Here is a 23,399-nt window from a genome sequence, read left to right on the forward strand (position 1 = left end):
CCGCACCGACGATGGCCGAGACATCCTGCGAGAGCAGGTCGGTCACGGAAACGGTCGCGGTGTCGGTCGTGGTGTCGCCCGAGTCACGGAAGACGGCTTCGACCTTCATGCCGAGGTTCGCGTCGTTGATGTCGTTCACGGCCAGCTGCACGCCGGCTTCTTCGGGCGGGCCGAGGAAGGCCAGGGCTCCACTCTGGGGAAGAATCGTGCCGATCTTCAGGGTGAGATCGCGGTCGCCGGCCTTGACCGTCTTGGCGTCACCGCTCGCAGCGGGGGCCTTGTCACCGGCGGGTTCTGCGGCGGTGCCGCTGCAGCCGGTGAGCAGAAGTGCACTGACGCCGACCATGGCGATACCAGTGACGACGGCCCGGACTGAGCGGGAGGCCGAAGCCTTCGCGAGTACGCTCAATTTTGCTCCTTGGTAGTAGGAAAAGTCATACATCACGGCAGCCGAGTGGCTGCCGTTGAGTCAACGTAGTCATAGCACCTGCGGGTAAACAAGGAAATCGGCTCCAAGTTGGGCAAACCGTCCCAAATCGTTACGAACAACGATCAAAACGCACCAAATCGGGCTCTCCTGACTCTTTCGTGGGTTAAACCCGGCCTGGGGAGCACTGGTTTGTGGCCGCCGAGGCTGAGCATCGCGAGGGCGATGAGGGCGTCGGGTGATTTGAATCCGAAGGCGATGCGGGTGATGAGTCTGATCTTGGTGTTCATGGATTCGACGCGTCCGTTGGAGAGGCCGTGTTCGATGGAGGCGAGGATCGCGGGCCTGTGGTTGACGATGCTGCGTTGGAGTTTCCCTTTCGTCTGAAGGGCGCCTCCAAGTGAATCCAACCGTGACTATTGCTCCACGCCGCACGCAGGATGGAGGTCGACTACTTTGGCCTTGCCCCGTTTGTGGACACGGGTTCAGTGGCGAGTTGAACTTCCGCGGTCTGTGAGGTTTCTTAAAATGTAGGGTATCCTTACCTAACCAGCCCGTGCGCACTGTTCGAAAGTTTTCTCGTGCTCCACACCATGCCCGCACCACGACTGACCCTCCTTAACGGCTCAGACGACGACGTCGCATTCGTCACCGGCAGTGGAGACCTCAGCTACGCCCAGCTGGCCAGGATGGTCGCCATACGCCGTCTCGAGCTTGGTAGTGTCCGCCGACTCGTGATGCTGGAGGCAGCAAATGCCGTCGAGCCGATCGTCACCTACCTTGCAGCTCTGGAAGGCGGCCACCCGGTGCTTCTGGTTGCACCGGGTGACGATGAAGCATCACGGACTCATCGCGCGTCGCTGGCTGAACGGTTCGACCCTGACGTCATTACCGTCCGCGACGGGGACGGCCCGGCCCTGCGGGAGATACGGCCCGGCTCCACGCACAGCTTCTCCGACGACCTCGCTATGCTGGTGAGCACCTCTGGGTCCACCGGGTCGCCGAAGCTCGTTCGGTTGTCCCGGCAAAACCTGCTGAGCAACGCACAAGCCATTGCGGCGTACCTGCGTCTCACGCCTGCAGACCGGGCAGCAACCACGCTGCCGATGCACTACTGCTACGGCCTCTCGGTCCTGAACAGTCACCTCGTGTCGGGAGCGAGCGTCGTCCTCACCGAGCGATCGGTGGCCGACGCGGCGTTCTGGGACGAGGCCGCGACGCATCGGATCACCTCCTTCGCCGGCGTGCCTTACACCTTCGAGCTTCTCGAGGCGGGCGATTTCACCGATCGGTTGCCAGCGAGCATCCGCTACCTCACCCAGGCCGGCGGCCGCCTCGCCCCAGAAGCGGTGCGCCGCTTCGCACGCCTCGGTGAGCGTCGCGGGTTCGAATTCTTCGTGATGTACGGGCAGACAGAGGCTACTGCGCGGATGGCGTACGTCCCCGCGGAGTTCGCCGACCACGCCGCCGGCAGCATCGGCCGCCCCATCCCTGGAGGTCACCTGCGCATCGATGCCGAAGCGGGAGCGGACGTCGGCGAACTCGTCTACGAAGGCCCCAACGTCATGCTCGGCTACGCCGAGACACCCGCCGACTTCGCATTGGGGCGCACGGTCCACGAGCTTCGCACCGGCGATCTCGCCCGGCACCGCGAGGACGGCATGTTCGAGGTCGTCGGACGGCTAAACCGATTCGTGAAGGTGTACGGACTCCGGGTCGACCTCGATTCCGTCCAACACCTCCTCGCCGAGGAAGGAATCGAAGCCCGTACGGCAAGCACCGGAGAACGCTTGCTCGTATTCATCCGTGCGGCCCGGCACGTCGACAGGGCACGAACCCGCGCCGCCACGCTACTCGGCATCCCCACGCACGCGATACGCGTCTACCCCGTTAGCGAGTTTCCTCGCACAGCCAGCGGCAAGCCCGACCATGCCTCGCTCGTCCGGTACGCCCAGATGATCGACGCCCAGGAGGTGCCGACAGCAGCGAACCCCGGGCAGGTCGCAACCTCCGACGTGATCCGTAACCTGTTCATCGTGCTCCTCGGGCGCCCAGACGCGACCATCGACGACACTTTCGCCGGGCTCGGCGGGGATTCGTTGAGCTACGTCGAGGTGGCCCTACGGCTGGAGGATCTCCTCGGGGCGTTGCCGCGGGATTGGCCAGCACAATCGGCCCGGAACCTCGCGTCCTCGGCCGACGGCCCTCCCCCACAGGCCGACAGCACGGCCGTGGGCCAAACGGCGAAGCGTGGAGCGGTGACAGTCGGAGCGTGGAGGGCCCGCTTTCCCTGGGTCGAGACTCCCGCCGTTCTCCGCGCACTCGCAATCGTGCTGATCGTCGGCACCCATGCCGACCTGATCACTGTGCAGGGCGGCGCGCACCTGCTGCTCGCCGTCGCCGGATACAACCTTGCCAGGTTTCAGCTCGCCGACGTTGCGGGGGCCACGCGCGTTCGCCGCCTGCTCAGAAGCGCAGCCCAGATCGCGATTCCGGCCACGCTGTGGATAGGGGCCGTCGCCGTGCTCACCGGCAAGTACACCTGGACCACAGCGCTGCTGGTCAACCACCTCGTCCCCGGCGACGGCAAGTGGAACGAGCAACGGCAATTCTGGTTTCTCGAGGCCGCCGTCTGGACCATGCTCGGCTTTGCGGCAATGTTCCTAATTCGCCCGATCGACCGCCTCGAACGACGGCACCCGTGGACGTTCCCGGTCGTCCTGTTCGCCGCAGCCGTCACGACCCGATTCGCACTCGTCGGCATCGAAGCAGAAGGAATTGAACGCTACACCCCGGTCACCGTGCTCTGGTCTCTCGTGCTCGGCTGGGTCATCGCCCGCGCCGACAATAGCTGGAAGCGTGTGGCGGCATCGTCAGCGGCGATCGTCGCCACGATCGGATTTTTCGGGGATCCAGCACGCGAAGCAGTCGTGGTGGCCGGAATACTGTTGCTGATCTGGGTGGAACGGCTGCGGATGCCACGCGCCCTCGTTCCGGCCGTTCGACTGCTGGCCAGCGCATCCCTGTTCATCTACCTCACCCACTGGGTCGTCTACCCGACTTGGGAGGCAAGTGCCCCCTGGTTCGGAACGGTCTCGTCACTAGCCATCGGCGTCGCGGCGTGGTACTTGTATCGCCTGGTCGGCCGAGCACTCAATCACGCTGCCACCACAGGCTTGAGGAGCCGCCCCCCCCTTGCAATCCGAAGTTAAACCGCTTGACATCAACGGATCGAGCCAACCGAGCATGAATCGATGGGCAGCGGATGGGAGCGGGAGATTTCGCTCCCAAGACATGAGTTCCCACGAGCCAGAGGCGGTGCCGGTCGGATCGTCTGCTGAGCGGGCCGGACTCCCTTTGATCCTGCCCGCGACCGCGTGGCGGACTCGCTCCGCCGGTAACGGCTCGAAAGGTGATCGCCGCTACGGCTGGGCCCGGGCACGTATCAACGGTGCACGCGACCCCGACGCCGAGTACTGGCGCCTGGCCAGGCGCAGCCTCGCCGACCCGACCGAGATCGCCTACTACCTGACCCACGGACCCAAACGTGTTGCCCTTGCCGAGCTTGCCCGGGCCGCCGGAGCCCGCTGGGCCATCGAGGAGAGCTTCCAGACCAGCAAAGGCCAAACCGGACTGGATCATTACCAGGTGCGTCAATACACAGGCTGGTATCGGCACATCACCCTCTCGATGCTCGCGCACGCCTTCCTGACCGTCACCCGGTCAAAAAAGGGGGCCAACATCCAGACGACAGCGACCTCATCGCCCTGAGCCTGCCCGAAATCAGGCACCTCCTCGTCTGCCTGGTCTTCACCCAGCCAGCGAACCCCGAACGCGTCCTGAGCCACTCACGCTGGCGACGCCGACATCAACAAACAGCGAAACGACATCATTATCGAACCAGCGGACACACCCCATAAACGCGACTGTAGTACTAGGCCGCTGCGCGTCCTTGCCTGAACGGCCACGAGGGCAAGTATGGAGGCAGGGCTCCTCCGGGTCACGCGAGGCTTGCGCCCCGCTCAGCAGCCAGTCGACCCGGCCGAGACCTCGCTCCGGCTTTGCCGCCGTTTCCAGGCCAGGATAAGAGCCGTGACGATGGCAACGGCACCAAAAGTAGCGAAGATGAACAGGGCAACATACATGTGCCGACTGTCAGTCTGATCCATGAAGGCTTTTCTCTCGGTTCGGTAACCCGGCGAACCTAGTAGGTTTCGTGGCTTTGCGTCCCCGACTTGCGACGGGTTTGCCATTTCGTGGAGGACAGACGAGGACTGCTGGAATCTCTCGATTGCCGGTTCGTCAGCCGAACTCAGAGCCACCATTTCACAAGCTTGGCTGACTTCGAGTCACCCGTATTGGGCCGCCTCACAGTACCAGCTGGCCGAGCGAACGGGCGTCCGAAGACGGGCCGCGCACACAGAGATCTCGCCGTTGTGTTGACGCAGTTCCCTGGCCGCGTTGGACTCGACGATCGATGACGCCACCATCGATCGGTGGCCGACACAGCCGAGCGGCCGCCCTCGACTCGGCCGGTAGAAAGCGGGATGCACACTGCCGACGGGCGGATACCCAACCCGCAGTGCACCGAGAACACCGGACGGTTCGGATCTCGTCCTGTCGCGCAACCGCTTCAGCGACGGGGAGAGGCCTCAGTCGGCGTAGAAAACCACCTGAGCAGTCAAGTGTGCGCACCGGTTGGACCTAACAGCCCGATGCAAATTCTGAGAGCCCCGGGGAATTTTCCCCGCGTTCAGCCTCTCCCGGCGAAGACCAGTTCGTTCGCCGTTTGGCTTGCATGTTCCACTGCCGCCGGGAGATCCTGGATGGTTTGCGGCCGAGAAAACAGGTAGCCCTGGAGCGCGTCGCAGCCAAGATCGAGAAGAGCGCGGGCCTGAACATCCGTCTCCACTCCTTCGGCCGTGACGTGCAGGCCAAGGTTGTGGGCCAGGTCGATCATCGAGTTGACGATGGGCAGGTGCTCAGCCCCGGTCTTGATCATGTCGACAAAGGTCTTGTCGATCTTCAGCGCGTCGAGGGGGAGGTCGTGCAGTCGCCCGAGAGACGAATACCCGGTGCCGAAATCATCGATGGCGACCTTGACACCCTTCCCGCGGAGCAGCGTCAAGTGATCCGACACGCTCACGCCCGGGTGCAGGAAGACGCTCTCCGTCACCTCGAGGACAACCTGCTCCGGGCGGACGCCGGTCTCCGCGAGAACCTCCAGCACGCGCTGGGCGAAGTCGGCTTCCAGCAGCTGCACGATCGACACGTTCACGGCCACGGAGTTGCGGGCCGATTCGTCGAGCCACGGGCGAAGGTGGCTGCAGGCCTGGGCGAGAACCTCCTGGCCAATCTCATTAATGAGCCCGCTGGCTTCGGCTATCGGGATGAAAACCAACGGGGGAACGAGCCCAGAGGGTCGCTGCCATCGCGCCAGCGCCTCAACCTGGGTCATCAGGCCATCCGCCGCGACGATGGGCTGGAAATGCACGATGATCTCGTTGCGCTTCACGGCCTCGCGTAGCCCCTCCTCCATGTCGGCGCGAGTGAGCAACGTGCTCATCATGTCGGCACGGAAGCGCAGGAAGCGGTTCTTTCCTGCGGCCTTCGCGGCGTACATTGCGATGTCGGCGCGGCGAATCAGCTCAGAGGGCACGAGTGGAGCGTCGATCCCGGTGGAGATGCCCATACTCACGCTGGGGCAGAGTTCCTTGCCGGCGATACGCATCGGCTCTCTCATTGCGGACAAGATCGTGCCCGCAATGGCTTCGGGGTCGTTGTCGTGTTTGAGCAGCACGACGAACTCGTCGCCGCCGAGCCGGGCGACCGTGTCGGTCGCGCGCACGGCTGCCTTGAGGCGTCTGCTCACCTCGATCAACATCTCGTCGCCCGCCTGGTGCCCGAGGATGTCGTTGACTTCTTTGAAGTCATCCAGGTCAAGAAGGAGTACCGCCACGGAGCCGGGTTCGCTTCCGGTCAGTGCGATCTCGAGCTGCTCGTTGAGCAGGATTCGATTTGCCAGCCCGGTGAGCGGATCGCGGAACGCAAGGAGTTTAAGCTGTTCGTCCTGCGCGGCGAGTTCTGCGGATGCCTCGGTCGCCTGGCTCTCTGCGCGCCGGCGAGCCGTGGCATCCCTGAAGGACCACACCCGGCCGACGACGACGTCAGCGACGCGCTGGGGTCTGGAGTACCTCTCGAAAACCTGCCCGTCGTGAAACTCCAGGACGTCGTTGCTTTCCGCCTCTGGGTCGCCGTAGAGGTCTTGCACCCTGGCGATGAATGCATCGGGGTCCACCAGCTGGTCGAGGACGAAGGACATGAGGAACTCGTCGTCGTTCGCCTCGGCAAACCCATCCGGTATCCCCCACATCCGGAGAAATTTGGTGTTCGCGCCGGCGATCCGGCCGTCGTGGGCAACAACAAGGATGCCGTCAGCGGTGGACTCGAGGGTGGCACCGAGCAAGGACAAGGCGTCACGGAGCCCGGCATCGCTTCGTTGACGTTCAGACGCGTCCCGGACCGAGGCGAGGATGCTGCCCTCATCCAGGCGCGACGCTTTGATTTCAACCGGGACCTCGGTGCCGTTCTTGCGCAGCACGCAGAATTCGCCATTGGCACCGACCGCTGCTCTGCCCAATTCCGAGATTGAGGACCGTCCTTCGTCCCGGCTCCTGAATCGGGCCGGAAGAAGATCCTCATAGTGACGGCCGAGAAGCTCCTCCTGCCGGTAGCCGAACATGCGCTCGAACTCGGGGTTGATCGAACGAATCTTCCACCCAGTGTCGATGATCATCATGGCATCGGGGGCGCCAACAAAAAGGGCATGGTCGCTGACCTGCACCCCGCTCCCCACCGCCTTTCCGCCCAACAGAAAAGACAGCTCCGCGGCGTGCTCCACGGCACCCGCCAGAGAGATAGCAGCCCCGTTCAACGCCACAGCGGCGGCCTTCGCCTGAGGGTCACGTGTGAGAGTGCCGTCAGCGCTCGATTCAATCAGAGCCGCATCGATGGCCTCCCGGGCCGACGCAAGCGCCGACCTGAGCCGAGCCGCATCGAACCCAGCCGACCGGCCAAGGGGCGTGATGTCGGGCAGGGGTGGATCCTCCGCCATCCTGTGCCCCCTGGTCTACCATCCGCAAGCGAAATGAGCGGATAACGGCACCCTAGCGTATTGGGCGGGAGCGAACTCTGAGGCGCCCCCGGATCGCAACTATGCCGTGCTGCCTGACCGCATGGTGAGGATGTCGCCTGGCCTCGTGACGGTATCGCTGACGTGGTCCAGGAGCCAGGTGAACAGTTGCGCCGCAGGAACGGGGTCAGCGTAGAGGTATCCCTGTGCGGCATCAACTGGTCGACGCGTTCGACTCCTTCGGCGATGGTGCGGATGCCGAGTTCCCTGCCGAGCTGGACGATTGCGGTAATGACGCTCCGATCGACACGGTCGGTCAGAGCGCCGGCTGTGAAACTTGTCTCAAGCTTGATGACGTTGACCGGCAGTGAGCGGAGTGTGGTGAGTGAGGAGTAACACGTACCGAAGTCGTCGATGGCGATTGCGATGCCGTGCGCGGCGAGTGCCTGTAGCCGACCTATGGCGGCCGCGGAATCAAGCACGACCGTTTGAGTATTTGAGGCTTTGAGCACCACCTGATCGTGCGGTTCAGCACCACCGATCGTGCGAGAGAGCACCAGTGATGATGTGGCTCAGCACCACTGGCACTCCCCGTCACGGATTACGCGCTGGCAAGGGCCGTGTGTTCCCGCATGTTGTAGTTGCCCGTCTCGACCCAGATCGTGTTGTGGATGATCCGGTCCATGATCGCGTCTGCGTGAACACCGGAGCCCAGGCGCTGGTGCCAGTCCTTCTGCTGATACTGGGTGCAGAACACGGTCGTCGTTTCGCCGTAACGGCGCTCCATGAGCTCAAGCAGCATGCCGCGCATCGATTCCGTCGGACGGTCGAGCAGCCACTCGTCAATGACCAGCATGGTGAAGGCGGCATACTTCCGGAGGAACTTCCCGGCGCCGCCGGGGGTGTCCTGGGCGGCGACCCAGGCTTCTTCGAGGTCGGGCATCCGGACGTAATGGGCGCGGATGCGGTGTTCGCAGGCGCGTTTGGCGATCGCGCAACCCAGATACGATTTCCCCGACCCGGTGAACCCCTGGAAGACAACGTTCTGTTGCCGGGTCACGAATGAACAGGTGCCGAGCTGGGCCAACAGCTGCCGGTTCAATCCGCGCTCGTCGAGCAGATCAATGCGGCGCAAATCCGCGTTCGGGTAACGCAGTCCCGCCCGCCGGATCAGGCCAGCGACCTTGGAATGGGTGAACGTGGAGTAGGCGTCGTCGACGACCAGCCGGACCCGGTCTTCGAACGACAAGCTGATACTCAGGGTCTCGTCTTGGGTGTCGATCGCCTCGAGCAGCTCGCCCGCGTTCATCTCGCGGAGCTTGCGTTTGGTCTCCCCGTCCAGGCGGCTCAACGGGTCCCTCCCGCGTAGTAGGCGCTGCCGCGGACGTATCCGCCATCATCGGCCTCGGGCTCGTCGGGGACGTGCCCGGTCTTGTCTTGCCCGGTGTCGAGGATCGGCCGCAGGTGCGCGTAACGCGGGGAGCGGATCGGCCCCCTCAGCGCCATCGCGCAGGCCGCTTCGACCCGGGCCGGAGAGAACCGGCGCGATAGGCGCAGCACTGCCAACGCCGGGTCGAACCCGGCCTCCTCGATGGAGGCTGCTTCGAAGATCTTGCCGATCACCGTGATGGTCGCCGGGCCCATCCGGGCTGCCCAATCGTCGATCCGGGCCCGGTCCCAGGCCTGGAAGCTGCGCCCCTCGGGCAGGTCAGCGTCGTTCGTCTGATACTGGTTCGCCGTGCTGCCCGGCAGCAGCAGGTGGCTGGTCAACCGCTCGTCGTTTCGATAGACCTCCAGCATCGTGTCCGTGACGCGAAGATCCACCTGAGCGCCGATGTGGCTGAAGGGGACGGAGTAGAAGTTCCGAGCCCAGACCACGTGAGCGTTCTTGTTCACCTTCCGCGTGTAGGACCAGGTGCTGATCTCGAACGCTGCCGCGGGCAGCGGTTGCATCAGCGGTTTCTCCTCCGTCGTGAACACACTCAACCGGGACCCGTCCCGCTTTTGGAACGGCTGCCGGTTATAGGCATCGATTTGTTCCCTGATCCGCCCCCGCAACTGCGTCAACGACGTGAACGTCTCGTGCCGGAGGCCGGCGATGACCCAGGTGGCGACATGGGAGACCGTGTTTTCGACGCTGGCCTTGTCCTTTGGCGCCCTCACTCTGCCCGGCAGCACGGCGGCCGAGTAGTGCGCCGCCATCTCGCGGTAGGCGTCGTTGAGAACGACCTCGCCCTCTCGGGGGTGGGAGATGACCCCGGTCTTCAGATTGTCGGGCACCAGGCGTGGGACGCTGCCGCCGAAGAAGGCGAACATTGCCGCATGGGCGCGCAGCCACGACTCCTGCCGCATGTCCAACGTCGCTTCTACGAACGCATACCGGCTGAACGGCAGGCAGGCGACGAACAAATACACCTTCGAGACCTCGCCCGTCGTCGGCTCCAGCAGCTGCATCGTGGGCCCGGACCAGTCGACCTCGATGCTGCGGCCGGCTTTGTGACCGACCCGCGACGTCGCCCCGGAGACAGCGGCGTACTCGCCGTAAAGCCGACAGAACCGGTCATAACTCATCGTTGCCTGACCAGCCCGGCCCGACGTATCGACATATTCCTGGTGCAGCAGCTTCAACGTCACCCCGACCCGAGCCAGCTCGGTGTGCACCCTCACCCAGTCCGGCTGCGCGAAGACACTCTCCCGGACACTGCGGCCGGGGAACAACGCCGCATACACCTCGGCCTCTGGCATCTCCGCGACGTCATCCCAGCCGAGACCGAGCAGTTCCGCCGCGTCGAGCACCGCCTGGATGCTGTGCCGGGACATTCCCTGGGCGGACTCGATCGCTCGTCGCGACAAGCCCTGATTACGCAGCTGTAACACCAGCTTCGCTTTGATCTTCCGTACCATTACCGGTACTCCTTCCACCATGTGGCCGTCACATGGTGGAAGGAGCCTATGAGGTGGTGCTCACCCACGCCGATGGCGGTGCTCAACCACACCAATCGGCCTACCGGGCGAGGGTGCTCACCCGCACCACAGGTGGTGCCCGCAGAAGCGAATATTCACGTTTCGGTGAGCTCGAGAACGAGCTGGCGGGCGGGTATCCCCGTGTGGCGGAGGCAAGTGATAACCCTGTCGACGAAATCATCGGTCTCGAGCTCCCAGGCCGACACATTGACATGCATCGTCACGGGGGCGCCTCATTCACCTTGACAAATTCCGGTGAGGCTCGCCGTAACTAACCTCGACACTCGTCGACAACAGTCCCCGGCCTGCTCTACGAGCGGTTAATCCTCGCACTCGCACTGACCGTAATTCAAGCACTGGCCCTCGCCAGGCCTCCTGACACTGCGACAGCGCCACCAGTCTGAGCCCGATACTTAGCTGTCCCAACTCCGGAAGGCTTCAGCGAACAGCCGCCTCAGCAGGACCTCACAACCCACTCGGCTACCATCGGAGAATGGAATGGTGGCAGGTGCTGATCAGTGTGCTCGGCGGCCTCATTCTCCTGTGGCTTGCCCTCATTGTGGTGCTTTTCTGGATCTCACGAGGTCAGGCCGAGAAGATCAAACTGGTTGATGCCCTCCGCCTCGGTCCCGACGTCGTGCGGCTCACCCGCCGCCTCGCCACCGGCCCGACCATCCCCCGCGGAGTCCGCATCTGGCTACTCGTGCTCCTGGTGTACTTGCTGATACCAATCGATCTGATACCCGATTTCATCCCAGTAATCGGATACGCAGACGACGCGATCGTCGTAGCTTTGGTCCTTAGATTCGCGACCCGGCACGCCGGCGCCGACGCGTTGGACCGGCACTGGCCAGGCACACCACAGGGGCTCAACGCGTTACGCACCCTCGTCGGCCTCGTCGACGAACAAGGCGCCAAGACACAGCCGTAGACACGGGCAGCAGCTTTCGGCACGCTGGTGGCGGCCTGCTTTCGCATCTCCGCGGCGCAGGCCGCGTTGAGGACTTGGCCATGCCCCTCCGGAGCGCGCCACAGCGTCTCGAAACCCTAGGAGCGTGGATACGAGAGGTCTCACGCGGCGTTCTTCCCGCCTTCAAGGACCCCGGAATCTCGGGGCGCGGCAATTCTCATAACTATGTCCCGTAACCTACTGCCCGCATCGCGGTACTCACCCTCAGATATGAGACACCCCCACGCGCAGAGTGACGAAACTGATCGACCAGCGCGTTTCGATAAAACAGCAGTCCACCGACCGGCAAGAAATCACACCTGTCCGCGCAGAATCCGGAACTCATGAGTGGCACCGTTTCTATAATCCTCGGCCTGGCGTGTGTCGGCTGACAGGGCGCTACCGCCCCAGCGTTATTTACCCGATTAGGTCTGGGTGATGGATGGCAGCGACGTTGGGGTGGGCGCGGAGTCGGTATCGCAACGCATTGTCTCCGTAGGTGCCGAGAATGGGACTGTTCGTCGGATCGACGGAGAGCCCGCGCGCCTCGGCCGCAAGATCGGCTGGCAGCTGCAGCTGCGGCATGACGGTGTCAAGGGCCGGGTTGAAGAAGAACGGCACGGAGATTCGATCAGAGCCGACACGTGGCGACATCACTCGGTGCAGGGTCGCCTTAAGGTAGCCGCCCGTCGCCAGCTCGAGCATCTCTCCAATGTTCACAACGAACGCGCCGGGAATGGGTGGCGCATCGATCCAGTCACCGTCGTGCTCGACCTGTAAACCACCCTTGCCGGGTTCCACGAGCAGAAGCGTTAGCACCCCGCCGTCACGGTGCGAGCCGACGCCCTGCTTCGGATCGGGGTCCGATTCTCCCGGATACCGCACAATCTTGGTGAGCGGGAATGGGTTTTCGGCGAAGGCCGAGTCGAAAACGTTCTCGGGCGAGCCAAGCGATAACGCCCACGCCCGCAATAGACGCAGCGCAACCTGACTGAGCTCCTCGTTCCAACGAACGGCGACCTCCTGAAGCTCCGGCAGTGCTGCGGGCCACAGGTTCGGGCCTTCAAGCCGCCAATAGTCAGGGACGTCGGGGCCCGGCTCAACGGTGTCCCGGTCGACCCCAATGTCGATCTGCTCGCGCCAGTCAACGTCACCGTGCGTAAGCTCACCGCCGACACGGGTGTAGCCGCGGAATTGGGGGCTATGCACGTTTTCGAGGCTCAGCTTGTCCTCCGTGGGGAGTTCGAAGAACCTGCGAGACACGGCCAGAAGTTCGTCCATCAGCTCCTGGGCGATGCCATGGCCGACAAGATAGAAGAAACCGACCTCGTGAGTGGCTTGCAGGAGATCGGCCCGGAATCGTGCCGCTTCCTCAACGCTGGCATCCAAACGAGAAAGATCAAGAACTGGAAGAGATAAACCCATTGGGAAATCCTTTCATACCGGCTCCGCACCGATTCGTTTTTGCCACTCGACATCAAATGGTAGTCGTTCAGATTGCGTAAGCCATGGCCGAACCGCGCAACTCGATGTCGTTGCCACAGGACGCCCTCCGAGCTAAGATTGATCCGCAAGCCCTTGATGACCGCTGTTTCATGTTACTTGGGCCACGAATTGGGAACTCCGGTACTTCGCCTTGGCGGACCCGGAGTTTTTCATTTGTCCTGCACTTTGCCAGCCGTGCCAGCCCTTCAGCGGCGCCCTACGCAGCGTTTGGCCCTGGCGCGTGTTCCGCGTGGAGACGAAGTGCCGCGAACTCGCCCCACTCCCCCAGCTGCAGGCATGGCGCCTGCCTCAGCGGAGAATCCTTCAGACCTCGGCGCGGAGATAGGCGTAGACGGTTTCGCGGCTGATCCCAAAGTCTCGGGCGAGTGCTGCTTTCGGGACGCCTGCGGCAGCCTTCTCGCGCAGCTCCGCGGCCCGTGCCGCGGCCAAGGATGGGGTGCGGCCGCGGTACACGCCACGCTTCTTTGCCAAGGCGATCCCCTCCCGCTGACGTTCACGGATCAGGGACCGCTCGAACTCAGCGAAGGCTCCCATGACGTTGAGAAGCAGGTTCGCCATCGCGTTGTCGTCACCGGTGAAGGAGAGCTGCTCTTTCACGAACTCAACGCGGACCTTCTTCGCCGTGAGCCGGCGCACGATCGAGCGGAGGTCGTCGAGGTTACGGGCAAGGCGATCCATGGAATGAACGAGAACGGTGTCGCCATCTCTGACGAACTTGATCATCTCTTCCAACTCAGGCCGGTTCAGGTCCTTCCCCGACGCCTTATCCTCGAACACCCGGTCGACGTCGACGCCATCAAGCTGGCGGACGGTGTTCTGATCGAGGGTGCTGACTCGCACATATCCAACTCGTTGACCCGCCACGGGGCTCTCCTGCCTGTTCTGTCAGTTTGAACTCTAAGACCCCGCATCGAGGGCTGTCAACCAATCCGAATTCAACCCTATTCTGACGGCATGAAATTCAAGGGGCTGACGCCTAGTTGGGGTGTACCCCAGCTGGGCGTCAAGCTTGATTGGTCGACGCGGGTTAATCGACTGCCGCGGCGTTCTTTCGAAGCGCGCGAGCTGTCTTGTGAAGGTTGATGGGGGTGGCGTCGAGCGCACGATTGACGATATTGGCAATAAATGGCGATGCACGGAGGTGGGGCTCTACGAGATCTTCCTGAATGACGACTCGAGGAAGACCGGCCAATGCGGCCTCGATCTCGTAAGGCGGCACTTCCTCGACGTCCTCAGCTCCTCCAGGTTCCGGCTCTGCGCCTACCTCAGCGAGCGGATTTTCAGGTTCCTCATCGTCATCTTCCTCCTCGACGACCAGGTCATCGCCGTAATCCATAAGCAACAATGACGTTGCATGATACGCATCATCCTCCTGGCCGAGCTTCCCCACGAGGTCGGTAAGCCAGTCGAAAATGAGAGGTTCCTTGACCTTCACGTCAGAGCGCAGAGCGATCAAGAAGCCTAGGGCCGCCATGGGGTGGCGAAGCCTTAGGTTCTTGGCGTCTCCGTACGATTCCTCGATCCGATTCGCCGCGTTTTTGCCGTAGGAGGAGTCCATCCGCTTTGTTGAAATCAGGATTTCGGGACCGGTCGCCCAGTCCGTCATGATCACATCTACCTGCTTGAGATAGTTCTTGCCTAGGATCGATGCGCTCGACGAGGTAACACCGGGGATTGCTGTCTTCTTGGTCAACCGCTCTAAGAGCTTCGCCCTTTCTGCCCTCGGCAAAGCGTCTAAGAGGTTGGTGATCGGCACCGGAAGGATACGGGGGTGGCTGGCTCGTGGCCAGACAGCATCTTCTTCGAATCCAGCCCTGCGAAGTTCGTAAGCGAGCCATACATCGATGGCGAGAGCGCGCACGCCCGATCGCACGGTCGCCTTTAGGTACAGGGGGACGCCGAGAAGGCGCTCTAGTATCGCGATGTCCGGCACGTACTGCCGCTTGTCGTCCACGAGGCGCCACGGGTTGGTGTGGATTCCTTTGGGTGAGGCGTCAGCGATGATGCGGTCGAATATGACCCATGCTTTGTCCTTGGCGGTTGGCTCAGCCACGTCTGCCTCTCGTTGTGCGTCGACGAGTCAGTTCGGCGTGGGCGGCACGAACGTGCTCGATCTCCTCGACGGCCAGGTGCCCGGCATCGAGCAGAAGAGCCTGGTCAACGAGTCGCACTGCAGCGACGAGCTGGCCAGCTTGAAGTTTTCTGGCGACTTTGTCACGGATTGAGCGGAGCGCGTCCGCGCGGGATCTTACGAGCTCTGGTGATGGCATCGTCCACTGGTCGGCTTCCTTGGGTTCGAGTTTGAGAATTCCGCCACCGTAGGCCCGGCCGACCATTTCTGCGTTCAGCAGAGTGATCGAGTTCAAGGAGGCTAACGGGAGGAGTTCACGGCCCAGTTCTCGAACATCGTTCTTGAGGTAGACCCCGTGGATAGAGTTCAGGTGGCGCACGCCGGCAAGGTTTGTTGTCAGGCGCGGTGTGTCCGCGTTCATGCACGTGAGGAGCAGATCGGCTGGTGCGACAAGCGGTACGCGGTACCAGGTCTTGCGGACCTGGCACTTATACGCCTGATCGACCCCTGCAGCGTGCCCGGCATCGATGTAGGCCTGCGCCTCCGCTGACGGCTCTGCGGCAGGGTAAAACATTCTCGTTGCTTTCCCCTCGTGCCCTAGTCGCTTGAGCATGTCATCGGAGAGAACAAGACCGCGCAGGTGCGAGCTGCCAGGCGGGGAGAGGCGCAGGAGCTCGTTGCGGTGTATGCCCAGTTCTTTGATCCGAGCAGGCGAAAGTGCGAAATACCGGTTGTTGCCGGTAACCATGCCAAGGGTTGTGTCGCCCCAGGATTCCAAATCAATGAAGGACTTCCCTGCAGTGAGCCGAGCGAGGGGCATCGTCGCCGCGGGCGACACGAGTCCAGCACCAGTCCATTTGCCCGCGGGATCGACCGGCGCCCACTGCATTCCGATCTCAAGATCGGCGAGGCCGGCAGCGTTCTTAGCCTGCCGGATCGTCGCATGATCAGTCGGGCCCAGATTGTAACCGTCTGCGAGAAGCAACACGACATCGGCCTCCGCTTCCGGAAAGACCTGCTCCTCAAAAAGCACGATCTCAAGGCTGCGGAAGTGATCGAAGAGGAAACGCCGAACGGGAGCCGCGTAGTTGACGGAGAGGAGTTCTGCCGGTAGCACGAGGCCAAGTCGCCCTCCATCACGGAGGATCGAAGCGCCTTGGATAACGAACGCCGCCCAGCTCGATGCAAGGCCGGTCAGGGAGACCCCGGCACGAAGTGCTGCCTCGCGCGAACGAAGTCGCGCGAGGCCTGACCAATCCTGGTAGCGCACATATGGGGGGTTACCGATCGCCGCCTCATACTTCCGAGCTGAATCAACCACGAAGAAGTCGTCGACTTGGATACGGGGACGCCCCCCGGCTTCGCGGACTCGGCTGCGCCCCACCTGAGCACTGTGTTTGTGGATCTCCACACCGTGGACCGTGGGTTCGAACGCCGGATCGTCGCTGAGTTCACGAAGCCGCCGCACTGATTCGACTAGAAACTCAGCGTCGCCGGCGGACGGTTCAAAGACTGCATCCGTAGCGTCTCGAAGCGCCCAATCGGCGATGAACCGAACAATGGGCTGTGGGGTGAAGAAAGCCCCGCGCGCTTTACGGAGCTCAGGCGTGTCGGCAGGGTTAAGAGAGGCCAGAGTCACAGCTTCATTCTCTCCTACACCGGAGACACCGGCCTCTCAGCCACGCTCATGCCTCACCCAACGGGTAGGACGCAGCAGCAGATTCAACGCGTGAGCATATTCACATCGCAGATGGGCAGAGGAACTCGCGCAAGGCGGGAGTTAGGTTTCGAGGGTTCCCGTCGCACCGCGAATGGTGCCGACGATGGAATGCGTAGTGTCACGACAGGCAATCGCCCAGCTGAAACACCGTCCCCAATCCGTAGGCTCGCCCGAGATCCAGCGCCAGCGGGGAGCAGCGTTCCGGTCGATCATTCACTCTTCTTTCCGTCGCGCCGATTCTCTTTGCCTCCAGCGGCGACGTCGAACCAGTGCAAGAGAAATCGAGTGTGAGAGCGGGAGTTCGGGAGAGGGTTACTGCGCGTCAAACGAGCCGAACGAAACCGCACTCCGGACAGCACCAGAACGGTCCTTCATCGGTGCCCTCGATCACCATAGAGACCAAGCATCGTTCGCAGTTCGGCACACCAAGGTCGTCGTCCATGTCGGCCACAGTACTCGCCCGCTTGTTCGGGCTTCGGCGAATTCTGCCGGCGTCTTGGTCAACGCTCAGCCAAGTGGCCGTCCGACAGGTAACGGCGAGCTGTCGCCCTCGTACCGCTCCCCTGCGTTGTGTGTGAGTTCACGCCGTTCAACCTCTGCCAGAATCGCTCGCTCTACGAAGTCGGACCAGCTCTTGTCGCCTTCGAGGTGACTCGTTGCCCGGTATGTGGCTCTCGCTCGATCACGCGTCGTGGCCGACAAGTAGGTGGTCATCCTCGCGGTCGAGTGCACGACCACTGTTGTGGACCTCCGTGATGGTGCCCGAGAAGGCTTGACCGTATCAACCGACACAGGTTCGGACGGTTGAACGGCCTCTGGCTTGGGTTCGGTTCGATTTCGGGCTTGAAGCCGACTCAGATCCTGAGTCTTGGCCCGAGGCGTGAGCCCGCCGATCTGGCGGTTGGGCGTGTCGTCGCTCATGCGAGGGCCTCCTGCTTCTCGGCGGCTGTGATTCGGGCCACGACCTCCTGCGTGATGGCCTGAAGGTCATCGGCTACCGACGACGCCGTGCGTGGTGCCAGTGTTTGTGCCTGAGCGTCGCCTCGCCGGATTTCGTACCACTTCGGGCCTTTTCGGACCTGTGCATCGAGTTCATGTACCAGGAGGCCGCGTTCTCGCGTCGCTTGGGCGGTCGCCTCGCTGTGGCGGACGGTGGAGGTGAAGACGACGTTTTTGTCGGCGTTGAAGAGCTCAGCGATGTGTTCGCGCGCTTCACGTTGGACAACGTGGGCGGAGGTTCCCACATCGACCAGGACAACACCTAGGAGGTCGAGCGTCGGGTTCACACCGATAACGGCATCAAGTCGTGCTGCGACGGCGCCGAGTCCCTTGCGACTTGATTTGTCGCTCTTGACGGGCACGAGTGCCCATCTAGCGGCAGCGACGGCGGCTGTCTGCAGGGTTTCGTCGCCGGGAGGGCAGTCGATCAGGATCATGTCGTAGTCGCCGGCAATGGGCTCGAGGAGATGTGCGACGGCAAGCTTGGCCCCGTCAGGGTCTTTGTTGGCTTTGGCCGCAAGACCGGCAGTGGCCTGGTCGAGGGCTGGTCCTCCGGCGAAGACGTCGAGGTTGGGTCGGACTTCTCGGATGGGTGCCGCTCCCCCGCCGAACATGAGTGCTTGCGCGAGCGCTCGGCCCGTGTCGTCCCGGTCGTCGTCGGTGTATCCGAGGTCTTCGGCGAGATTGCCCTGGGGATCGAGATCCACCAGCAGAACGCGGTACCCGTTGTTTGCCAGCATCCCGCCGATGTTGGCCGTGAGTGTGGTCTTGAGGACGCCGCCCTTGCCGTTGATGACGGCGATGACCCGATCCAACGCGGTGCGATTGAGTGCCGGAGGCATGCGTTCTCGTTTCTCTAGTGGTCAATAGCGACATTACAGCTAATGCCGTCATTACTGGCATAAGCCGTAATACTGCTTTTGCCGACGTTACTGCTTTTACTGTTATTGACCGTAATACCCATATTACCATCAATACCCTCAATAGCGGCAATAGCGGCAATACCAGCAATACCAGCAATACCAGCAATACCAGCAATAGCGGCAATAGCGGCAATACCAGCAATACCAGCAATAGCGCCATTCCCTGTAATAGCAGTAATACAGGTAATGCCATCAATACCGGCAACTCTCTCGACCGGCGATGAGTAGACAGGGGGAGCGGGAGAGCGTTCGCGCGCGCTTGCTTCAAGGCGGAAAGTCCGGGGAGGGACTGACGGAAGGTCCAGCAGAAGCCATCCGACGAGCGCGACGAATCCGAGGTCATGTTTCGTTACGTCTTTCGTGTTTAGTTATGTTAGTGTGACGTTATGAGTGATGTGGTGCAGCAGACGGAGCAGCGTACGTGCCGGTTTCCAGGATGTGAGCGCCCGGCTGTGGCCGCGGACGCTGGGACTGGGCGGCCGCCCGAGTACTGCGAGGACGAGGGGCACAACCGCGCCGCGGCATGGCGTGCCCGTCGCCGGCTGAGCGCGAAGCCGGCGCGAAGCGTCGAGGACGAGAAGCGTCCGGTCGATGCTGCGCGCCACCGTGCGAGCGAGATTCGCGGCCAGGTCGCGGGCATGGTCGAGCACCTCGGCGTCCAGCTGAATGCCCTGGTCGAGGAGCTGCGCACCGTTGGCGACCCCGACGCGGCCGAGGCGCAGATTGAATCCGTGACGAGCGAAGCCGCCGAGCAGGTCGCCTCAGCGTCCGCACGGGCGAGCCGGGCGGAGAAGGCCCAGCGGCAGGCAGAGGCCGAGCGGGTCGAGGCCGACGCGGCCGCTGTCGAGGCATCCGAGCTGGCCGAACAGCAGCAGGCAACCCTCACCGAGCTGGGGGAAAAGCTGGACCTGCAGGGCCAGGCTCTGGACCAGGTCACCCTAGAGCTGTCCGAGACCCGGACGGCGGGGGAGACCCGGGACCGTCAGGCCCAGGCTGAGCTGACCGGGCTGCGCGAGCAGCTGGCCGCCACGCAGGCGCGCCTGGCCGAGACTGAGCAGGCTCGCGCCGACGCAACGGTGCGGGCGGAAGCCGCTGTCGCGGCCCGGGCGGAAGCGGACGAGCGTGCGCGGGGCGCGGTCGCTCGCGCTGACGAGGAGGCGGACCGGGCCAAGCGTGCCGAGGCCGACCTGGTCCTCGTGCGGGAGCAGCTGGACCAGCTCCGCACGGAGCGTGAGGGTCTCCGCGAGGAGATCAGTGCGCTGCGCGGCACCGTGGACACCGTGACCGTGGAACGGGACGGCGCCCGGGCTGACGCTGAGCGGGAGCGGGCGCACGGCGATCAGCGCGTGGCTGACCTGCGCACCAGCCAGGACCAGCAGCTCGAGCAGATCCGTACGGAACTGACCGAAGCCCGGCAGGACGCGCGCGAGCAGCGCAGCCGCGCCGACAAGGCCGAAGCCCAACCCGCCACCGCCGCGAAGGTGGCACCCGGAAAGCCCGCTTCCAAGTCATAGACCTCGGCACAGACTCGCTGGGCCGCCGATCCCGCACGAACCTCTAGTTACCCTGACCGGGGGAGCGCGAGGGGCGCGGTGTGGTGTCCGTGCGCCCGGCCCGGGCTAGGTGGTGGGAGTGTGGTTGGTGACGAGCTGCTCGACGGGCGAGAGGGTGTATCCCCAGTCGGCGAGCAGGCTCAGGTAGCTTGCGGCGCGAGTGTCGGGGTGGCACCAGGTGGTGCGGTTGGTGGACTCTTCGATCCCGCCCAGGACGACGGCCAGAGCCACATGCAGAGCTTTGGTCGGGTGTTTGGTTTTGGCGTGGGCGGCGATCTTGTCGGCGGCGCGGTAGCCGTGTTCGGAGTCGATGCTCAGGAGGTGGTGGGCGAGGGTGTTCCCGCGTCCCATCGCGTCGGAGACGACCGACCGGTTCCCGGTGAGACCGAGGAAGCGGCTCCGCCGAAAGCACTTCCATCATGGCCGGCCGGGCGGGGGAGTGTGAGGGGAACCGGCCGGCCTTCCGGCCGACCTTCCAGCCGCCCGGCCCCCGGGGCTACCCGCGGGTGAGTTCCGCGGCGTGCTCAGCAGTGCTGATCAGGGTTGCCCCGAACTCCCGGATCAACCGGACACACCCGTCACTGGTCACACTGGTGATCGGCCCGGGCACCGCGCCCACCGGCCGGCCGAGCGCGCCCGCATGAGCGGCCTCGTTCAAACTCCCCGACCGCACCCCAGCCTCGACCACGAGCACCGCATCCGTCAGCGCAGCCGCGAGCCGGCCACGCTGGATAAAGGTCCACCGTGTGGGGGAGCGGTGCGGGGGCAACTCCGACACAATCGCCCCCACCTCAGCAATACGAGCCAGGAGGGCGTCGTGACCGCTCGGAAATGTGCGGCCAAGCCCGGACGCCGAGACGACCACCGTTTTCCCGCCGCTGGCCAACGCCGCCCGGTGCGCCATCCCCGCGATCCCGTAACTGCCGGTCCCAAAGATGATGTGGCCATGCGCCACCAGTCCGGCCGTGATGTCCCTGGTGGCGTGCTCGCCATACCCGGTTGCCGCCCGGCACCCCGAGACTAGGATCCGCGGGGCGTCCACGGTGAGCAGGCTCGCATCCCCGGCAACGTAGAGCGCATACGGCGCCGCAGTGCCCAGGTCCAGAAGCCCGGCCGGCCAGCCCGCGTCGGAGGGGATCAACACGGTGCACCCGTGCTCGGTGACAGCCCGGAGCAACTGCCGCAGCTCGCCGCCGTCGGCGCGGGGCAGCACACGCTCCCGCAACACGGCCACGTCCGGGTTCTCTTCGCCTCCGCCCACGACCCAATCTAGTGCGGCCACGGCACCGAGTTCGTCGATCAACACCCCCGCTGTGACATCCCCCGGTTCACACACCAGAGTCCACGCGAGCCGGGCGACCCGCTCGAGGCTCATCGGCGCTCCGTACTCGGCGGCAAGTTCGGTGATGGTCACGGTCATCGTGTCGGTGCTGGTCTCGGTGCTGGTCTCGGTGCTGGTGCTCATGCTGGGGTTCCTCTCCCTCAAACAACTTGTTTTTTGCCTTTCCGGCAAGAGAGATCGATTGAGAGCGGGAAGGCCCGAAGTGCCTGGTCTCCCGGGCGAAATAAGGGAGCTTGCGACCGCGCCAGGGAAACCGGGCACGCAGGGCCGGGAGCGAACTACGATCGGCTGCCGGAAAGGAAAAAACGGGCAAGAAACAGGGCCGCGAAGCGGCTCCAACCGCGTCTACGCGACCGGCCCCTCAGCCGGCCCCTGTCGGGCAGGCGATTCACTTCCGAGAGCACACCAGCAACGGCCGGCAATTCTCACGCCGTGGCCGCGAGGCCCACCACAGCTCAGCCGTCCGACTGGGACGGTTCACTCTGACGTAGACGACGATGTCGTCGTGTCCGTCAAAATGACGACTTGTCAGCAGGGTTTCGACGCGTCATGTTCTGAGGAGGGGGTCAGGGGACATTCGGGTGTCACCCTGACCCGAATTGGTCCCGGGTGCAATTTGGGGTATCCTACGTTTGCTCAGCGCAAGGGGCTCCCACATACACACCCGAAACGAGAGGGTTTTGCGATGAGAAGAATTTCCTACAGCGGAGCGTCATTCCTGACCACAACCGCAGTTGCAGATGCACTCCTATCGCTGGTCACCGCACTCGGAAGCAACCAGACCACGGAAACACTCGAACTCCCCGCGGTGAACACCGCAGGAAAACCAATGACCGTGAAACTCGTCGTTGGCCCCCGGAGTGAACTCATCAGTATCCCCGAGGAATCACCCTGGGAAACAGCATGCACCGCCGCATCGCTCGCCTACCTCCGTGCCCGCACCCAAACCCTCACCCAACCCAACCCACTCGCCTATTACGAAACCATCACCGATTCCGACTGGCACGAAATCGCCACCACCACATAAACCCGGACAGATCCCTGCCAGCGGGACTGCCACCAGCTGGTGGGTCGGCAGCGACCTCCAACCGAGCGGGGGGGACAGGCGCCCCGTTCTGGGGCGCTCAATCAACCCAATCTCGCTGCTACTTTTCCGGACAAGAATCCATCGCTGCATAAGTTGGTGAACCACACCCGGGCATGCGAAAGGGGACCAAACCCGAATTGGCCCCCTCTGCACTGCCGAGTCAGGGGGCAACCCGAATGTCCCCTGACAAGCCGCTAATCCGTTCGCCGAAGCGCCCTGTGACCAGGACCAAACGGAGCTCTCCCACCAGCAGCGATATCCACTGCCGGGGAGACACCAAACCACGCCACCTTCACCCTCGGAGCAGGATCTGTGGTCTTGTCCTTCGGGAGTGCGTCGTATTGACGTTGGCCGCCGGCGGGTCCACCGCCTAGGTCAGACTCCAAGAAGGGGAAACTCCTCTGGCGCCGTCCTATCCATTCGGTAGGCCGGCTGACCTGAGGGTCCCGTGCCTTTGCGACCCCGCCTCTCGATGGGTGTGCCCTTGCGATTGGCGTAGGAACCGTCTCGCCAGTGATCGGCTGACCACCTGGCCCGAACCTAACATTTCTCAGCATCAGCTGAGAGCCCCAAAACAGGGGCCCCGAAGAAGAATTGCCAGCCCCTTTCAGCCCAGAATCGATAAAGGCGGAGCACCTGTGCCCGCTACTTCACAGCCAGCTGCAGGTGTGTTCGTCAGCGCCGCAAAGAGGCTTCAACCGCGTCCACGCAGCACTCCTACTCAGC

The 23,399-nt window shown here is 63.4% G+C and carries 19 protein-coding genes, 1 pseudogene and 2 riboswitches; of the genes and pseudogenes, 6 read left to right on the forward strand and 14 right to left on the reverse strand.

The window, feature by feature from the left end; all coding sequences use genetic code 11:
* Both E3T54_RS10000 and E3T54_RS10005 read right to left on the reverse strand, forming a co-directional pair.
* The coding region (locus tag E3T54_RS10000; RefSeq protein WP_241977161.1) for an ABC transporter substrate-binding protein at window positions 1-409 on the reverse strand (409 nt) is incomplete at its 3' end.
* 143 nt (window positions 410-552) lie between these two features.
* Window positions 553-801, reverse strand: a pseudogene (locus tag E3T54_RS10005) (transposase); the annotation flags it as partial.
* A 207-nt stretch (window positions 802-1,008) separates the two neighbouring features.
* Here E3T54_RS10005 and E3T54_RS10010 point away from each other — a divergent pair.
* On the forward strand, window positions 1,009-3,639 hold the full coding sequence (locus E3T54_RS10010) for an AMP-binding protein (RefSeq protein ID WP_134475548.1): 2,631 nt from the start codon (window positions 1,009-1,011) through the stop codon (window positions 3,637-3,639).
* Between the two features lie 82 nt (window positions 3,640-3,721).
* Complete coding sequence (locus E3T54_RS10015) at window positions 3,722-4,198, forward strand: hypothetical protein (protein WP_174844411.1); 477 nt, start codon at window positions 3,722-3,724, stop codon at window positions 4,196-4,198.
* 415 nt (window positions 4,199-4,613) lie between these two features.
* Window positions 4,614-4,688: riboswitch (cyclic di-GMP riboswitch) on the reverse strand.
* A gap of 492 nt (window positions 4,689-5,180) precedes the next feature.
* On the opposite strand, the gene E3T54_RS10020 is transcribed toward E3T54_RS10015, so the two are convergent.
* From E3T54_RS10020 to istA, 4 genes are all read right to left on the reverse strand, one after another.
* The gene (locus tag E3T54_RS10020) at window positions 5,181-7,271 is read right to left on the reverse strand and encodes a bifunctional diguanylate cyclase/phosphodiesterase (protein WP_166804886.1); all 2,091 of its coding nucleotides are present in this window, start codon (window positions 7,269-7,271) and stop codon (window positions 5,181-5,183) included.
* Window positions 7,272-7,423: 152 nt separating this feature from the next.
* Window positions 7,424-8,116 carry an EAL domain-containing protein gene (locus tag E3T54_RS17700; RefSeq protein WP_166804887.1) on the reverse strand — a complete coding sequence of 231 codons (693 nt, stop codon included), beginning with the start codon at window positions 8,114-8,116 and terminating at the stop codon, window positions 7,424-7,426.
* 44 nt (window positions 8,117-8,160) lie between these two features.
* Complete coding sequence (locus tag E3T54_RS10030) at window positions 8,161-8,910, reverse strand: ATP-binding protein (RefSeq protein WP_134475550.1); 750 nt, start codon at window positions 8,908-8,910, stop codon at window positions 8,161-8,163.
* Window positions 8,907-10,463 (reverse strand): IS21 family transposase, encoded by a 1,557-nt coding sequence (gene istA / locus E3T54_RS10035; RefSeq protein WP_134475551.1) that lies wholly within the window; start codon window positions 10,461-10,463, stop codon window positions 8,907-8,909. Before istA ends, E3T54_RS10030 begins: the two co-directional genes overlap by 4 nt.
* 553 nt (window positions 10,464-11,016) lie before the next feature.
* Between istA and E3T54_RS10045 the strand changes: the two genes are divergently transcribed.
* Window positions 11,017-11,454: a YkvA family protein gene (locus E3T54_RS10045; RefSeq protein WP_134475553.1), complete on the forward strand. Its 438-nt coding sequence runs from the start codon at window positions 11,017-11,019 to the stop codon at window positions 11,452-11,454.
* A gap of 435 nt (window positions 11,455-11,889) precedes the next feature.
* On the opposite strand, the gene E3T54_RS10050 is transcribed toward E3T54_RS10045, so the two are convergent.
* The 6 genes from E3T54_RS10050 to E3T54_RS10070 form a co-directional block, all read right to left on the reverse strand.
* Window positions 11,890-12,897: an isopenicillin N synthase family oxygenase gene (locus E3T54_RS10050; protein ID WP_134475554.1), complete on the reverse strand. Its 1,008-nt coding sequence runs from the start codon at window positions 12,895-12,897 to the stop codon at window positions 11,890-11,892.
* Between the two features lie 384 nt (window positions 12,898-13,281).
* Window positions 13,282-13,842, reverse strand: coding sequence for a recombinase family protein (locus E3T54_RS10055; RefSeq protein WP_134475555.1), 561 nt, complete (start codon window positions 13,840-13,842; stop codon window positions 13,282-13,284).
* Between the two features lie 163 nt (window positions 13,843-14,005).
* Window positions 14,006-15,031, reverse strand: a complete 1,026-nt coding sequence (locus E3T54_RS10060; protein WP_134475556.1) for a hypothetical protein — start codon at window positions 15,029-15,031, stop codon at window positions 14,006-14,008.
* Complete coding sequence (locus E3T54_RS10065; protein WP_134475557.1) at window positions 15,024-16,688, reverse strand: class I SAM-dependent DNA methyltransferase; 1,665 nt, start codon at window positions 16,686-16,688, stop codon at window positions 15,024-15,026. Before E3T54_RS10065 ends, E3T54_RS10060 begins: the two co-directional genes overlap by 8 nt.
* 588 nt (window positions 16,689-17,276) lie before the next feature.
* Entirely contained in the window at window positions 17,277-17,690 is a 414-nt protein-coding gene (locus E3T54_RS17705; protein ID WP_166804888.1) for a hypothetical protein, read from the reverse strand.
* Window positions 17,687-18,610 carry a ParA family protein gene (locus tag E3T54_RS10070; protein WP_134475558.1) on the reverse strand — a complete coding sequence of 308 codons (924 nt, stop codon included), beginning with the start codon at window positions 18,608-18,610 and terminating at the stop codon, window positions 17,687-17,689. Before E3T54_RS10070 ends, E3T54_RS17705 begins: the two co-directional genes overlap by 4 nt.
* Before the next feature lie 17 nt (window positions 18,611-18,627).
* Here E3T54_RS10070 and E3T54_RS10075 point away from each other — a divergent pair, with 17 nt between their 5' ends.
* Window positions 18,628-18,915, forward strand: a complete 288-nt coding sequence (locus E3T54_RS10075) for a hypothetical protein (RefSeq protein WP_134475559.1) — start codon at window positions 18,628-18,630, stop codon at window positions 18,913-18,915.
* Between the two features lie 228 nt (window positions 18,916-19,143).
* A complete protein-coding gene (locus E3T54_RS10080; RefSeq protein ID WP_174844412.1) occupies window positions 19,144-20,205 on the forward strand; it encodes a hypothetical protein in 1,062 nt (353 codons plus the stop codon).
* 105 nt (window positions 20,206-20,310) lie between these two features.
* On the opposite strand, the gene E3T54_RS10085 is transcribed toward E3T54_RS10080, so the two are convergent.
* Window positions 20,311-20,595, reverse strand: coding sequence for a hypothetical protein (locus tag E3T54_RS10085; protein ID WP_134475560.1), 285 nt, complete (start codon window positions 20,593-20,595; stop codon window positions 20,311-20,313).
* Window positions 20,596-20,740: 145 nt separating this feature from the next.
* The gene (locus E3T54_RS10090) at window positions 20,741-21,709 is read right to left on the reverse strand and encodes a DNA-processing protein DprA (RefSeq protein WP_134475561.1); all 969 of its coding nucleotides are present in this window, start codon (window positions 21,707-21,709) and stop codon (window positions 20,741-20,743) included.
* A 562-nt stretch (window positions 21,710-22,271) separates the two neighbouring features.
* Here E3T54_RS10090 and E3T54_RS10095 point away from each other — a divergent pair.
* Window positions 22,272-22,613: a hypothetical protein gene (locus E3T54_RS10095; RefSeq protein ID WP_134475562.1), complete on the forward strand. Its 342-nt coding sequence runs from the start codon at window positions 22,272-22,274 to the stop codon at window positions 22,611-22,613.
* A gap of 479 nt (window positions 22,614-23,092) precedes the next feature.
* A riboswitch (cyclic di-GMP riboswitch) is annotated at window positions 23,093-23,166 on the reverse strand.
* Window positions 23,167-23,399: the final 233 nt, after the last annotated feature.

The sequence above is a fragment of the Cryobacterium sp. Sr8 genome (assembly GCF_004403225.1).
GTDB lineage: Bacteria > Actinomycetota > Actinomycetes > Actinomycetales > Microbacteriaceae > Cryobacterium > Cryobacterium psychrotolerans.